Origin of the sequence: Pseudomonas sp. MF5691 (assembly GCF_016405645.1) — a bacterium.
Classification (GTDB): Bacteria; Pseudomonadota; Gammaproteobacteria; order Pseudomonadales; family Pseudomonadaceae; genus Aquipseudomonas; species Aquipseudomonas shahriarae.
This window is the reverse complement of sequence record NZ_JAEKDC010000011.1, coordinates 26,361-40,235: the sequence shown is the minus strand read 5'-3', so window position 1 is coordinate 40,235 and position 13,875 is coordinate 26,361. Positions and strand designations below refer to the sequence as shown.

General features: G+C 54.4%; 12 protein-coding genes and 1 pseudogene. 11 read left to right on the top strand and 2 right to left on the bottom strand.

Going from position 1 to position 13,875, the window contains the following annotated elements; genetic code table 11:
• Positions 1 to 189: 189 nt before the first annotated feature.
• Positions 190 to 372: pseudogene (locus JFT44_RS16920) on the top strand (IS3 family transposase); the annotation flags it as partial.
• A 21-nt stretch (positions 373 to 393) separates the two neighbouring features.
• On the opposite strand, the gene JFT44_RS16915 reads toward JFT44_RS16920, so the two are convergent.
• Positions 394 to 4,017 carry an ATP-binding protein gene (locus JFT44_RS16915; RefSeq protein ID WP_374068246.1) on the bottom strand — a complete coding sequence of 1,208 codons (3,624 nt, stop codon included), beginning with the start codon at positions 4,015 to 4,017 and terminating at the stop codon, positions 394 to 396.
• Positions 4,018 to 4,155: 138 nt separating this feature from the next.
• The gene (locus tag JFT44_RS16910; RefSeq protein ID WP_057960150.1) at positions 4,156 to 5,346 is read right to left on the bottom strand and encodes an EAL domain-containing protein; all 1,191 of its coding nucleotides are present in this window, start codon (positions 5,344 to 5,346) and stop codon (positions 4,156 to 4,158) included.
• 214 nt (positions 5,347 to 5,560) lie between these two features.
• Between JFT44_RS16910 and JFT44_RS16905 the strand changes: the two genes are divergently transcribed.
• From JFT44_RS16905 to JFT44_RS16860, 10 genes are all read left to right on the top strand, one after another.
• Complete coding sequence (locus JFT44_RS16905) at positions 5,561 to 6,187, top strand: response regulator transcription factor (RefSeq protein WP_057960151.1); 627 nt, start codon at positions 5,561 to 5,563, stop codon at positions 6,185 to 6,187.
• A gap of 176 nt (positions 6,188 to 6,363) precedes the next feature.
• On the top strand, positions 6,364 to 6,918 hold the full coding sequence (locus JFT44_RS16900; protein ID WP_057960152.1) for a fimbrial protein: 555 nt from the start codon (positions 6,364 to 6,366) through the stop codon (positions 6,916 to 6,918).
• Positions 6,919 to 6,984: 66 nt separating this feature from the next.
• The gene (locus JFT44_RS16895) at positions 6,985 to 7,530 is read left to right on the top strand and encodes a fimbrial protein (protein ID WP_057960153.1); all 546 of its coding nucleotides are present in this window, start codon (positions 6,985 to 6,987) and stop codon (positions 7,528 to 7,530) included.
• Between the two features lie 44 nt (positions 7,531 to 7,574).
• Positions 7,575 to 10,064 (top strand): outer membrane usher protein, encoded by a 2,490-nt coding sequence (locus JFT44_RS16890; protein ID WP_198830934.1) that lies wholly within the window; start codon positions 7,575 to 7,577, stop codon positions 10,062 to 10,064.
• Between the two features lie 21 nt (positions 10,065 to 10,085).
• Positions 10,086 to 10,844, top strand: coding sequence for a fimbria/pilus periplasmic chaperone (locus tag JFT44_RS16885; RefSeq protein WP_169990223.1), 759 nt, complete (start codon positions 10,086 to 10,088; stop codon positions 10,842 to 10,844).
• Positions 10,845 to 10,882: 38 nt separating this feature from the next.
• The gene (locus tag JFT44_RS16880) at positions 10,883 to 11,458 is read left to right on the top strand and encodes a fimbrial protein (RefSeq protein WP_081044279.1); all 576 of its coding nucleotides are present in this window, start codon (positions 10,883 to 10,885) and stop codon (positions 11,456 to 11,458) included.
• Complete coding sequence (locus JFT44_RS16875; protein ID WP_081044280.1) at positions 11,451 to 11,951, top strand: fimbrial protein; 501 nt, start codon at positions 11,451 to 11,453, stop codon at positions 11,949 to 11,951. The genes JFT44_RS16880 and JFT44_RS16875 overlap by 8 nt, the downstream gene beginning before the upstream one ends.
• On the top strand, positions 11,948 to 12,451 hold the full coding sequence (locus JFT44_RS16870; protein WP_081044281.1) for a fimbrial protein: 504 nt from the start codon (positions 11,948 to 11,950) through the stop codon (positions 12,449 to 12,451). Before JFT44_RS16875 ends, JFT44_RS16870 begins: the two co-directional genes overlap by 4 nt.
• 8 nt (positions 12,452 to 12,459) lie before the next feature.
• Positions 12,460 to 12,993 carry a fimbrial protein gene (locus JFT44_RS16865; protein ID WP_057960158.1) on the top strand — a complete coding sequence of 178 codons (534 nt, stop codon included), beginning with the start codon at positions 12,460 to 12,462 and terminating at the stop codon, positions 12,991 to 12,993.
• Positions 12,994 to 12,998: 5 nt separating this feature from the next.
• A complete protein-coding gene (locus JFT44_RS16860; protein ID WP_128593367.1) occupies positions 12,999 to 13,844 on the top strand; it encodes a hypothetical protein in 846 nt (281 codons plus the stop codon).
• Positions 13,845 to 13,875 lie beyond the last annotated feature (31 nt).

Below are 13,875 nucleotides of genomic sequence, written 5' to 3'. Positions count from 1 at the left end.
GCGGTAACAGGATGGAGGATAAGGTGGGCAGCCTGATCGCCGCTATGCCAATACCCAAGAGCAAGGTGTAATTGCCGAACGCTTACGGAAAAAGCTCTCGGCCACGGCGTTTTCATGACAGTTACCTCGGCGACTCATGCTGGCAAACAAATTGTTTGCCTTCAAAAAGCTGCGCCAATCGGAGCTGCAGCCCAGTATGCAAGTCGTTTATTTCGCCAGCGGCTGTGGGCATTATCGAATGCGCCAGAGCATGAGCCGCAGGGGAAATTGCCGGGACAATGCGCCGATGGAGCGAGTGTTCCGCAGTTTGAAAACGGAATGGATACCGACGTGGATTACAGATTTATTCAAGAAGCTCAGCGCGACATAAGCAGTCCTAGAGACAATTTCCGTTCAAAGAGCTGCAAGTACCCGCTCCAATTGGAGTATGGAAAACTCCATCTCGCTCAACGCCTGGTTGAGCTCTTCAGACGAAGCCTGTGCATCAGCACATACCAACTCCATACGCCGGCAAGACTCGACCAGTTGCTCTCCTTTAACCACACGCGCAGCGCCTTTAATTCTGTGAGCCAACTCCCCTAACTTATCCGTCTCACCATTCTGAAGTAGGACTCTCAGCAACTGATAATCTTTGCGATTATTATTGATTAGCTCATCCAGTATTTCACGAAACTTTACCGGGTCATTATTGAGGAGCAACTCCAGAGGTCCCAGATCTACCAGTTGTAGTGAATCGGATGCCATCAGTGGCAATGTCGTCGCAGGACACTCGTTCTCTGCATCCCGATTCTGTTGTAGCCCCAACAATCTCGCGTCCAACTCATCAAGACCGATAGGCTTGATGAGACAATCATTCATGCCCGCTTTTATACACTGTTCTATTTCTTCCGGCTGCGCATCGGCCGTAAGGCCAATAATCATCGTGGGCTCTAGTCCTTGCTCCTGTTCGACTCTGCGTATGGCTAGTGCAAGGTCCGAACCACTCATGACTGGCATATGACAATCGGTAATAACAACATCGAAAGAGTGCTCGCCCCAGCGGTCGAAGGCACGCTGCCCGTCTTCTGCCTCATAGACATCATGACCCAAGAATTCCAGTTGTTGGTGTAATACTTGGCGGTTGACTTGGTGATCATCTACCACCAGAACTTGCAAGCAGTAACGTTGATGAGCCAAGGGTAACGCGGGTAACTGCGTGATGTTGATGCGCTCTAATACCTGTAAATGCAGCTCTACTTCTATCTTCGTTCCACGGCCTAAAGCACTGCTCATAGTGACATGGCCGCCCATCATTTCGCACAGCGAACGACAGATCACTAGTCCCAGGCCCGTCCCTTCGGTCTGTTGCACATTGCGCTGCGCCTGAACGAAAGGTCTGAACAAGCGTTGCTGATCATTAGGACTTATGCCTACACCGGTGTCTTCCACACTGAGGTGAACATTAAGCAGGCTGGCATCGACCAAGAACCCGGAAATACTGATCGTGATCGAGCCTTCTTCGGTGAACTTGATGGCATTGCTGATCAAATTGGAGAGGATTTGCTTGAAGCGTAGGGCATCGACTAGCACATCGCAGTTAATGCTCGAATCGATGTCAAGGATGAGGGTCAAGCGCTTTTGCCTAGCCAGCCCCTCGAACACCCTGGCCACCGACTCGATCAGTTCACGCAAGTTGGCACGCTTGGGCGACAGACTGAGACGTCCGGATTCGATGCGGGCGATGTCGAGAATATCGCCGATCAACTCCAACAGGCTTTTTGCCGAAGTGTGGGCGATTTCAATGCTCGCGCGGTCAATCGGCTTACTTTCGGCGCGCTTAAGTGCCAGCTCAAGGATGCCGATTACGGCGTTCATTGGCGTGCGAATTTCGTGGCTCATGGTCGCCAGAAAGCTGGTCTTGGCACGGCTGGCATCATCCGCGAGGGCTTTTGCTTCTCGTAACTGCTCCACCAACTGACGATGCTCAGTGATGTCTAACCAGCCACAAATAACCCCCTTTATCTCACCTTTGGGGTCCTGGAACGGTTGCACCCAGTGGTTGATCCACGCCTCCCTACCCTGGAGCTGAATGGCATGCACCGACTCGATCGTCTGGCCGTCGCGCATCGCCTTAAAGTAGTTGCGATGAAAGTCCGGGAGGCTCTCGAAGTTTTCCTTGGGTAGCTGACGCACCGTTTTGTTCAGCACCTGCTCGGCGCTCAGGCCGACACTCTTCAAGTAGCTGCGGTTGCACGAGAGCATGCGTCCCTTGAGATCACGCACATACAGCGGCGGCGGCATGCAATCAGTCAGTGTTTCGACAAACTGCAGTTGATCGCTGAGCAACCGCTCTGCCCTTGCCCGGACTTTAATCTGGCGACGCAGATACACCACCCAGACCAACGACAGCAAAAGCAACAACACCGCAACCGCGACGATGTTGATGATAACCCTTTGGTAATCGACCCAAGTCTGGCCGCTCATCCCTGGTGGTGAACGCCAGCGATTGGAAATCGCATTGATCTCATCCGGGGCGATGCTTTGCATGACCTTGTTGATAATGGATTGCAGTTCGACATCACTTCGTCGCATCGCAAAGTTGAGCGTGGCAGGCCCGACATCAATCACCTGGTTGATCGCCAATTTATCGCGAAACAAACGCTCCTTGTAATAACGTGCTGCAGGCAACGCCACAATGGCGGCATCGACCTTGCCTTCATAGAGCAAGTTCATCGTATCCAGCGTGGTGCCAGCGTCAATTATCACTGCTTCGGGGTAGCGCTTGCGCAGTTGCTGTGAGCCCACGTGCCCAGTAGGAATCGCCACACGCTTGTCGGCCAGGCTCTCCAGCTTGCCTTGCTGTTCCTTGCTGCTAAGCAACACAAAGGGGCTGGTATCCAGCGGCCTGGAAAAACGCAGGAACGCTTCACGCTCAAGGCTGGCGGTCATCAAGGCCAGATCAGCTTCGTTATTTTTCAACGTTTCGATCATCTGCGGGTAACCGCCGCTGCGCAAAACAACCTCAAAATGCAGGCCCGTATTTAGGGTTATCACTTCGAGCAAGTCAGCGAACCCACCGGAAAATACGCCGTTCGAGTCGAAGTAGGCACCCGGCGCCATGTCATCATTGATTACCAGTCGCGCCACTGGGTTACGCTGGATCCAGCGTAACTGCTCTACGGTGAGGTCTAAGGGTTCTTCACTTGGAATAAAGCTGTTGCCGACCCAGCGCTTGGACAGGTTACGCAACGTATCGTCACCGATAGCCTCGATGGCGACATTGATGAGCCGCTGCAAGCGCGAGTTATCCGTGCGCAAGGCAAAACCATAACCGCCTACCGGTAGGTCGCTGAAACGCTCAAAGCGCAAGTAACCATAGTAGGAGTGGTTGATCCGGTAGTAGGCACTGTACAGATCGTCCAGATAAACGTCAGCTTGGCCAAAGGCTGCAGCGGCAATCGCCTCATCATGCTTGGCATACACCCGCAAATCGGCCTGCGGGTAGCGCTGCTTGAGCTCGTCGCTGTGTTCTTCGGTGATCGCTACGCGCAAGCCAGCAAGATCAACGGGTGAATGCCTAGGTTCGGTACTGCGTTTGAAAACCGCCAGCCTATCCTCGGCATAGGGAATGCTCAGCAGCAGGTTCGGGCGTGGCCTGGTGCTGCCGTGAACACTGATCACATCAACGCTACCGGCCTGTAATGCCTTGTGCGCATCCTGCTCATTGGCGAAGGCCAAGACCTTCACCTGCAAGCCCAATAGCTGCGCGACCAGAGCAGTTGCATCGGCGCTGATGCCCTCGTACAGGTTGTCTTGGGCATTGATCGAAAACGGCGCGGACGCGGCTGCCGATACGCCGACCTTGAGCTCGGCCTTGTGCCGCAGCCAATGCCAATCTTCGCCAGAAACAGCCAGATCGGGACGATCGATACGCAGTTGGCTGGACAGTACCTGCGGGGCTGGAGGTAATGATGTAGCCATCACCGGGGCGCCCCCCAAAAACAGCCCGATGGACAGACAGAATGGACGTAGATACATATGAAATAGGAGACCGAAAATGCCTGAAGTACGGGAATCCGTTGGCTGAAGGCCGTTCATTCAAGAGCCCGGCATGATACTGGAGGGCCGTCATGGATGAGGCAATAATAGTTCAAAGTCGCCTCTGTCGTTCAATCCTCAACGGTCCCAACCCGCCTGAACGGTACAGAAGTCTATAAAATGAGCTTCCGGCATGGGGCGTGCAAAAAGAAAGCCCTGGGCAAGGGTGGCGCCCAACTCAATGAGACGTACCTGTTGCTCGGTGGTCTCTACACCTTCGATAACCAGCGAGACCCCCAACGCTCGGGCTAACGCAACAGAACAACTGATGATTGCGGCGCTTTTTGGCTGGCTTTGCATCTTGCGTATAAACGCCCGATCGAGCTTGATCTCGCTGAACGGCAGCTCACTGAGCCGGTCCAGCGAAGAATAACCAGCGCCAAAATCATCCATGGCTACGCCACAGCCAAGCATACGTAGCCGCACCAAGTTCTCCAGGCTACTGGCCGGCGCACTCACGACACCGACTTCAGTGATTTCGAACATCACGCTGACCGCTGGCACCTGCGATTGCTTGAGCAACACGGCAATGCGCTCCGCCAGCCCGGTGCACGCCAGTTGTGCGGGATGCAGATTGAACGCCAGGTTAATCACCCGTCCTTGTACAGCCAGTCTTTGCTGCAGGGCCAGGCCCTGGTCAAAAAGCTGCCAGAACATCCTATCGACCAGATTGTGTTCTTCCATGACGGGCAAAAAATGCGCCGGCAATAAAACGCCCCACTGCGGGTGCGTCCAACGCGCCAAAACTTCTGCTCCGACCAGCAGTTGGCCCTCGAGAGTAACTTTGGGTTGGTAGTAGGCTTCAAATTCGCCGTTATCCAGGCCGCGTTGCACGTCGCCCAAGGTCGGCAATTCTGCTGGCGACAGTCTGGGAATGCTGCTGCAGTATTCCCGGTACCGTTTAACCAATAGGCTAAACCCATCAAGATTGAACGGCTTGCCCAGGTCGCCCAGAAAAGTAAGACCTAGGCAGTGAATCATCGCGACTGTGCCCTGACGTAGAACCGGATCCAGCTCGCTGCACAACACCACAGCACCGACTTTGCCGCTGCTGCTGGCATGACGCAAGAACGCCAGGCCATCCATGCCCGCCATTTTCAGGTCACAGAGGACGATGTCCACAGCGTCACAAGCGGCCAGGACAGCAATCGCTTCTTCTCCACCAGCAGCTTGCAGAATGGGTCCCTGAAGCACCTTTTCCAACGCGGTTACGGTGACAAGGCGCTGAAAGGGCTCATCCTCCAGCACCAAAACAGTCAAATCTTGCATTGCAGGTCTACACGCACGCAATTAAAGGACGAACAGTCTGCAAGGAGCGCTTCCTACATCTCCATGAGACTTTTCCTATGCGCACTGGGAAATTTCCTAAGGCAGCACTATCCTGCACTTACAGCTCTGCCGCTAATAGCTAATGGTGTTAACCTTATATCGCCGAGACTACACCGCTTCGTAACAAACGTTTTTTCAAGGTAGAACTCACATTATGCATAGCGTTCTTATAGTTGACGATCACCCGGTCATTCGACTTGCCGTCCGGGTCCTGCTGGAAAAGCACGGTATGCGTGTGGTCGCCGAAGCAGACAATGGTATCGACGCTGTTCAACTCGTGCGCGACCTGACACCACAAGTGGTTGTCCTCGACATTGGCATTCCAAAGCTGGATGGCTATACCGTTATCTCTAGAATCAAAGCCTTGAATGTACGCAGCGAGATTCTAATATTGACCTCTCAACCCGCCGATTCAGTGTGCCGGCGCTGCATCCAGCTGGGCGCTCGTGGCTTCGTCAATAAAGAAGAAGACTTGGGCAGCCTGATCAACGCGATCAAAGCCGTAGACGCCGGCTATAGCTTCTTCCCCTCTCTGTCCTTTGACAGCGTCAATTCAGCAGAACAACTTACTGAGCTTGAACAAATTCAGTCCCTAACAGACCGTGAAGTGACGGTATTGCAACACCTGGCCCAGGGGTACACCAATAAGCAGATTGGTGAAATGCTCTTTCTCAGCAATAAAACTGTTAGCACCTATAAAACCCGATTGCTACAAAAGCTAGGCGCCGCCTCGCTGGTCGATCTGGCCGAGTTCGCCAAGCGCAATGCATTGATTCCCTAACTGCCAACCAGCAAATTTGTAGGAAATTTCCCTATCATGCATAGGCAACGTCCTACTCATTTCTTCCCCTGTCACTCCTAAACTGGCTCCAGCTCAAGGGTACGGCGATACCCCGGCGCAAAGAGAGTTCAATTGAGTCCCCTTCAAGGACACCAACATCAATTTAGGAGTTTCAAATGAAAGTTAGTACGTTGGCTGGCGCGATAATGGCAATCACCTTGGCTGCCACTTCTGCTGTCAGTGTTGCCAAAGATCAGGGTCACGGTGTGATTACCTTCAAGGGCGCGATTATCGATTCGCCGTGTTCAATATCTCAAGAGTCGCAGTACCAGACTGTCGACATGGATCAAATCTCCAACGTAACCCTGAAAAACGGCGGCAAATCCAACCCGACTCCTTTCAAAATTGAATTGCGCGGCTGTGACCTGGGCGCTCTGAAGTCTGCGACGGCAACTTTCACCGGTTCGCCCTCGTCGAACCCGGACCTGCTGTCGCTGAAAGGCACTGCCCAAGGTGCAAGCCTGGCCATTGCCGATCACTCCGGCGCGCTCATCAAACTGGGCAGTGCTTCGCCTGCGCAGTCGCTGTCCAATGGCGACACCTACCTGCAATTCAATGCTTATCTGCAGGGCGACATGCTTGCTGCGGAAGGTGGCGGCGAAGCTGCCGCAGCCGAAATCGTACCGGGTAACTTCGAGACTTTCGCCAACTTCACCCTCGCATATCAGTAACGGATTTTGTCACTGAGGACTCCGCAGCACTTGCTGCGTGCTGCGGAGAACTTTGCGGAGGCGTAGATGAGTCGTTCAACCGCATTGCTGGTCACCCTGGCCCTTTGCACCTTGGGCGGGTCTGTCTGTTTGGCCGAGCCGGTGATGACTACTGGGCTCAAGGGGCGAGTGCAGATGACCGGAAGCATTGTCGATAGCGCCTGCACTATCCGTATGGGTAATGATAGCCAGACGATTGCATTTAAGCCCACAGCGCTTCACGGTTTAATCAATGGCGATACTACATCTAAACAACCCCTTAATATTTTTATAAATGACTGCATTACTTACCGTACGAACGACAACACTGAACCTTCGCAGCGTTTCCAATTAACATTTGAAGGTGAGTCCAATGGTAAATACTTCAGTGTTCAAGGCGTCGCACAGGGCATTGCCTTACAAATCAAAGACCAGGAAGGAAAGTTAGTTTCACCCGGCATGTTACTACAACACAGCAGTATGTCTCCCGACATGCTGACTCTTAACTACTCGCTGTCACTCGTCGGCAGTGGACATACATTGGAAGCGGGCGACTATCACGCCACGATTAAGCTGAGTATTCAGCACTTCTGAACTGCAGTTACCCAGTGCGCAGTTTCGCTCAAGGATTTAGTCACGTGGATCACCGTAAGGCATTGGCTGCTACGGCGTTGTGTTGTGTCGCGACGTGGGTAAATGGAGCCGAAGAATTCCAATTCAACACCGAGGTATTGGACCTCAAAGATCGCGAGAACCTTGATCTTGGAGTGTTTGCATCGGCCAACTTCATTATGCCCGGCCAGTACAGCCTGATGGTCCACATGAACCGCGATACATTGACGGAATTCCCGATCGATTACCTCCCGGCCGACGACGATCCGAAAAGCAGCGTCGCCTGTCTTTCCCCAGCCTTGGTCAAGGAACTGGGTCTGAAAGAGCACGTCCTAAAGTCCCTGACCTGGTGGCACGACGGCGCCTGTCTGAACCTCAGTAGTGTTCCTGGCATGCAGGCACGTGGCAGCCTGAGTACTTCGGCACTGTACGTGAGCATTCCCCAGGACCAACTGGAGTACACGGCGGCAAATTGGGATCCGCCTTCACGCTGGGACGACGGCATCGCCGGCGTGCTGTTCGATTACAACCTCAACGCCCAGACCACCGAACGCAAACAAGGTAAAGGACGCACCGATAACCTCAGCGGCAATGGTACCGCCGGTATCAACCTGGGTGCCTGGCGCTTGCGCGGCGACTGGCAAAGCCAGATGCAACGCAGCGCCGACCAACCTTCACAGCAGCAATTTGCCTGGAGTCGCTTTTACGCTTTGCGCGCTGTGCCGTCGCTACGTTCGAACCTGATCCTCGGTGAGGACTACCTGGACTCGAACCTGTTCGGCAGTTTCCGCTACACCGGCGGCAACCTGAGCAGTAACGACAACATGCTGCCCCCCAACCTCAGAGGTTATGCCCCAGAAATCAGCGGTGTAGCCCGCACCAACGCGCGCGTGGTAATTCGCCAGCAAGGCCGAGTGCTTTACGACACCCAGGTACCACCAGGCGCTTTTCGCATCCAAGACCTCAACGATGCGGTCTCTGGCCAACTTGACGTGCGCGTCGAAGAACAGGATGGCAGCGTCCAAGAATTCCAGATGGACACCGCCAGCATCCCCTACCTGACCCGTCCGGGTTCGGTGCGCTACAAGCTAGCTGCCGGCAAACCCTCTGATTGGGAGCATCAGCTTGATGGCCCGGCATTCGCCACCGGTGAGTTTTCCTGGGGGGTGAGCAACGGTTGGTCGCTGTATGGCGGTGGCCTCGGCGCCAAGGACTACGGTTCGCTGGCTGTGGGTGTAGGCCGTGACCTCATGGCGTTCGGTGCATTGTCCGTCGACGTTACACAGTCGCGAGCGACGTTGCCGGAGCGCGACACATTGAGCGGTAAATCCTACCGCGCCAGTTACTCCAAACGCTTCGACGAGTACGACAGCCAGGTCACCTTTGCCGGCTACCGGTTCTCCGAAGAGAGCTACATGAGCATGAACGAATTCATCGAAGCCCGGCGAGGTGGCCAGCCACTGAACCAGAGCAAGGAAATGTATACCGCGACATTAAGCAAACAGTTTCGCGATTCCGCGCTGAGCGTGTACTTGAACTACAACCACCAGACCTATTGGAACAGCCAGGCGAGCGATCGCTATAGCCTGTCGTTGTCACGCTATTTCAACGTGGGAGGGTTGAAGAACCTCAGCCTGTCGCTCACCGCATACCAGAACAAGGCCAGCGGCACCTCAGATGACGGCGCTTACCTGTCGGTCAGCATTCCCTGGGGCAGCAATGGCTCATTCAGCTACAGCTCATCGGTAAACCAGGGGCAAAGCAGCCATAGCTTGAGTTACTACGACCGCATCGATGATCGTAACCACTACATGCTCAGCGCAGGCAAGGCCTCAAGCGGTGAAACGGCCAGCGGCTTCCTCTCTCATGATGGTGATGAGGCTCAGGTAACGGCCAGTGCCAGCTATCAGACCGGCGAGTACACCTCGGCGAGCCTGTCTTTGCAAGGCGGAGCAACCCTGACCGGTGAAGGCGCGGCCCTGCACCGTAGCAGCCTCATGGGTGGCACCCGGCTTCTGGTTGATACCCAGGGCGTAGCCGGCGTACCGGTGCGCGGCAGCGGCGGGGTCACCCGCACCAACCGTTTCGGCAAGGCTGTGATTAGCGACGTGAACAGCTACTACCGGAATCAGGCCAACATAGTTCTGGACAGCTTGGCCGACGACGTCGAAGCCACCCAATCAGTCACCCAGGCGACCCTGACCGAGGGCGCGATTGGCTATCGCCGCTTTGACGTTATTGCCGGCTACAAGTCCATGGTCATCATTCGCATGGCAAACCGCCGCGCTCCGCCCTTTGGCGCAACCGCCCAGAACAGCCGCGGCCAGGAAACCGGCATTGTCGGTGAAGAAGGATCGACTTACCTAAGCGGCATAAAGCCAGGCGAAACCATGTCGCTGCATTGGGATGGCAGCGCACGATGCACCTTCACCCTACCCGACCGGGTTACATCGCTTGAGCGACAACTGGAGCTGATGTGCCGGCCAGTCAGCGACGTGGATAACGCTGGCGCTTAATTTATTGCAATAGGTACCTCTATGAAAGCTCGCTTCAAACGCAACACTCTGCCCCTGCTCGTTTTGATCGGCGCGTGCACCGCACAGACCTGCCAAGCCGCCGTGTCGCTTGATCGTACCCGGGTGATTTTTACCGGCAGCGAGAAATCGGTCAGCCTCAGCGTCAGCAACCAGAATACCCAACTGCCCTATTTGGCCCAGGCCTGGATTGAAAACGAACAGTCCGAGAAGATCACCAGCCCCCTGGTGGTACTGCCTCCAATCCAGCGCCTGGAAGCCGGCACCACCAGCCAGGTGAAAATTCAAGGTCTGCCTGAACTGGGCCAACTGCCCCAGGATCGCGAATCACTGTTCTACTTCAACCTTCGCGAAGTGCCGCCGCGCAGCGATAAACCAAACACTTTGCAGATCGCGCTGCAAACGCGAGTGAAGCTTTTCTATCGCCCCGTGGCTATTGCTCCAAAAGCCGGTCTCAATGAAGCCCCCTGGCAGGAAAAACTGACGCTTACCCGCCAGAACGACCGCTATTTAGTGAACAACCCGACGCCTTATTACATCACCGTGATCGATGCCACGCCCGACCTCAAAACCGCCAGCGCAACGGACTTCAAGCCCTTGATGATCACCCCCAGAGGTCAGTTGGATCTGGGTGTCAGCAGCAAGTCACTGGGCGACAAACCTGTATTGACCTACGTAAATGATTTCGGTGGCCGCCCGCAGCTGCAGTTCAGCTGCACCGCAGGTACCTGCACCGCCAGCGCCGTTGCCAACAACCGCTGACACCGAGCCATGACCTGTTCAAGTGAGGGCAAATCACGATGCTCGCAACACGTAGATGCCTGGTAGCCTTGCTGTGCAACGCCAGTGTTTGGACCTGGTCTCACGCCGCTGGCATTCCTGCACAGACGGCCGAACTCCAAGTCACCGGGAACTTGCTTGAGAGCGCCTGTTACCTAGATCCGAGCTCCGCCTATCAGACCTTGTCGCTGGGAGACCTGAGCACTGCGCGCCTTTCACGCATTGGCGATCAGGGCGCTCCGGTGGCCATGCAGCTCAAGTTGCAAGGCTGTGTGCGTAGCGATGGTGGTCGACGTGATGATCAGCAAGGCACGCTGGTTTGGAGCGCGATTGAACCGGTGGCTACGCTGGCCTTCAACGCGGTCGCGGATGCCGATACCCCCGACCTGATCAAGGTGGTTGGCGCCGAGGGCTTCGGCCTGCGTGTACTCGATGTCCAAGGCAACGACGTACGCCTAGGCCGCACCGCACCGGCCTGGTTCGTCTCGCCTGGAGAGAGCCAGTTGACGTACTACATCCGTCCTGAACGTACCGCAGCCGCTTTGCGCCCCGGCGCCTTTCGCGCCAGTCTAAATGTGTACCTGACGTATGATTGAATTTCCCGCGATGAAAGTTGGAAAAACTGCACTTCTCGCCGTGCTAGTTACTTATGCATCTACTTCTCCCGCTAACGAGCGGGCAGTAAGAATTCAAGGTATTGTATATGCCGCAATTCCTTGTGTTATTAACAAAAACGAACCTATTACTCAGTCGTTTGGCGATGTGCAGACCACGGGCATCAATGGACATTACAAAACTATCACCCTGGGCTACTCCCTCGACTGCACACGCTCGTTGACAAATGATCTACGCCTGCAGATCCGCGGTAACGACGCGGGTTTCAACTCCACGCTGCTGAGAGTCCCAGGGTATGAAAACCTCGGCATCGCGTTAACAAAAGACGGTGAACCGCTGGCAATCAACACCTGGGCAAACTTTGACTCTCGCAGGCAGCCATTATTGCAAGCGGTGTTGGTTAAACGCCAGAACAGCGAGATCAAGGCGGGTCCGTTTAGAGCTGGCGCAACCCTTGTGGTCGACTATCAATGAAGACACTAGGTTACATGTTAGCGGCACTATGGTTCACCGCCCTAAGCTTTCCGAGTCTGGGCCAAGACAATCTGCAGTTCACCGGAAATTTGCTGGCGCCCCCCGTCTGTATTATTAGCAATAAGGGTGGCCGTATAGATGTGCACTTCGAGCGCAATATCGCCGTCAATCGCATTGATGGTGAGCTTTATCGCCAGGCGATCGCCTATCAGATCGAATGTCCGGGTGCGGCTGGCACTGGTATCGCCTGGCACATGCGCCTGACTCTCAAAGGAGCGTACGCAGACTTCGAGCCTACTGCCCTGAAGACCTCGGTGGACAACCTAGGCATCAAAGTACTGCTCGGTGGCACGGTGCTGATTCCGAACGAATCTCGAGAGATCGATGTCAGCGCATCGACGCCACCGCTGCTCGAAGCCGTACCGGTAAAGCTCCCCGCTGCTCAGTTGCCCAGCACTGACTTTACCGCCTCAGCGCTTTTGATGGCCGAACTATACTAGGAGTATCTATGGGTAAGTACACGACCACCTTAAGTGCCTGGTTAGTTGTAAGCCTATGGTTGCCTGCAGCGCAGGCGACACCGGACAACCTGTACTTTTCTGGCACGTTGGTTAATGAACCTTGTGTGCTCGCGGAGAATGACAGGGAGATTCTGCGGGACTTCAGCACCGTAATCGACAAGGATCTTTATCTCAACGGCAGAACTAAGGGTCTCCCGATTGAACTACACCTGACCAACTGTGACCCGGATGTCGGCAAACGTATGGTCAGCATCACCTTCAGCGGCAATGAAAGCAAAGAGCCTCCCGGGCTGCTGGTGCTTCAAAGCGCCACAGTAAAAGGTCTGCTGGTCGGGCTGGAAACTAAAAGTGGCACTGCCCTGCCATTGAACAAGACTCACCGCATGGGGCCGCTAACTATCGGCGACAATTTGCTCAGCTTCAATACTTACCTGCAAGGCGAGCCCAAGGCACTTGCTAATCACGCCCTAGGGCTTGGTGATTTTGAAGCATCTCTTACTTTTTCCCTAAGTTACGAGTAATCAACATGAAAAAAATTTCCGTAACGGTGCTGCAAAAAGTTTTCGCTGGGATACTATTATGGGCCTCAGCGTTACAAGCACAGGCCTACTACACCCTCACCACAACAGACAGTCGTATAGAATCGGGCGGGGTGCGCTATTATTTCCTAGTAAGCGGGTGGACAACTGGCGACACCAGCCCGAGCCCTTGCGCATCCGACGACCCACAATTAACTTTATGCACAATTGGCATTGCTGCGCTGCAGCCATATTCGATTATCTATGTAGGAGAGTACAACTCTTGGGAGGTACCTGTTCGCCATGGCGCGTCTACTTTGGGCCAATTACTCTCAGACCTACAGATGAAAGGATTTAGAATCCCTCTAAGTGGATCGATTCTAGTTCCTCGTCAATATGCCGATAATAATATCTGCATAACATTTACGTACTCCCGAGTCGGCCCCAGTGTCGGCGGCGCCTATAATCCTTTCGGGCCATGCGCCAGAGTTGGCCCTGTAGCAGTTCAATGCGAAATATCGGGGAATGCCACTATTGACCATGGAAGCCTTCCCGACAATAAATTATCAGGAGCAAAGGCTTCAACCCAGCTCGATTTGCAGTGCCGAGGCTCAACTAACGTTACAGTTTCAGCATCCAGGACAAACTCTTTAGGCGTGCAACTCGACGACTATTGGACTCTATTCTCAAAGATCACCGTAAATGGCAAGGACGCGACTAGAGGCATCAATGTGAATGTTACTGATGGTCAAACCAGCAAATTAGACATTACCTCGACACTGAGTACCCCCACGGGAGCAGTCACACCCGGCAAGTTCACCGGTTTCACGGTGATTACCGTTTCACCGCCTTGAGTTGCGTGTGATCGCAACTTGTAAAAAAAGC

Bases quoted from the DNA above. Each gene is read 5' to 3' on its own strand.
- JFT44_RS16915 (WP_374068246.1), bottom strand. From the start codon at position 4,017: ATGTATCTACGTCCATTCTGTCTGTCCATCGGGCTGTTTTTGGGGGGC.
- JFT44_RS16910 (WP_057960150.1), bottom strand. From the start codon at position 5,346: ATGCAAGATTTGACTGTTTTGGTGCTGGAGGATGAGCCCTTTCAGCGC.
- JFT44_RS16905 (WP_057960151.1), top strand. From the start codon at position 5,561: ATGCATAGCGTTCTTATAGTTGACGATCACCCGGTCATTCGACTTGCC.
- JFT44_RS16900 (WP_057960152.1), top strand. From the start codon at position 6,364: ATGAAAGTTAGTACGTTGGCTGGCGCGATAATGGCAATCACCTTGGCT.
- JFT44_RS16895 (WP_057960153.1), top strand. From the start codon at position 6,985: ATGAGTCGTTCAACCGCATTGCTGGTCACCCTGGCCCTTTGCACCTTG.
- JFT44_RS16885 (WP_169990223.1), top strand. From the start codon at position 10,086: ATGAAAGCTCGCTTCAAACGCAACACTCTGCCCCTGCTCGTTTTGATC.
- JFT44_RS16880 (WP_081044279.1), top strand. From the start codon at position 10,883: ATGCTCGCAACACGTAGATGCCTGGTAGCCTTGCTGTGCAACGCCAGT.
- JFT44_RS16875 (WP_081044280.1), top strand. From the start codon at position 11,451: ATGATTGAATTTCCCGCGATGAAAGTTGGAAAAACTGCACTTCTCGCC.
- JFT44_RS16870 (WP_081044281.1), top strand. From the start codon at position 11,948: ATGAAGACACTAGGTTACATGTTAGCGGCACTATGGTTCACCGCCCTA.
- JFT44_RS16865 (WP_057960158.1), top strand. From the start codon at position 12,460: ATGGGTAAGTACACGACCACCTTAAGTGCCTGGTTAGTTGTAAGCCTA.
- JFT44_RS16860 (WP_128593367.1), top strand. From the start codon at position 12,999: ATGAAAAAAATTTCCGTAACGGTGCTGCAAAAAGTTTTCGCTGGGATA.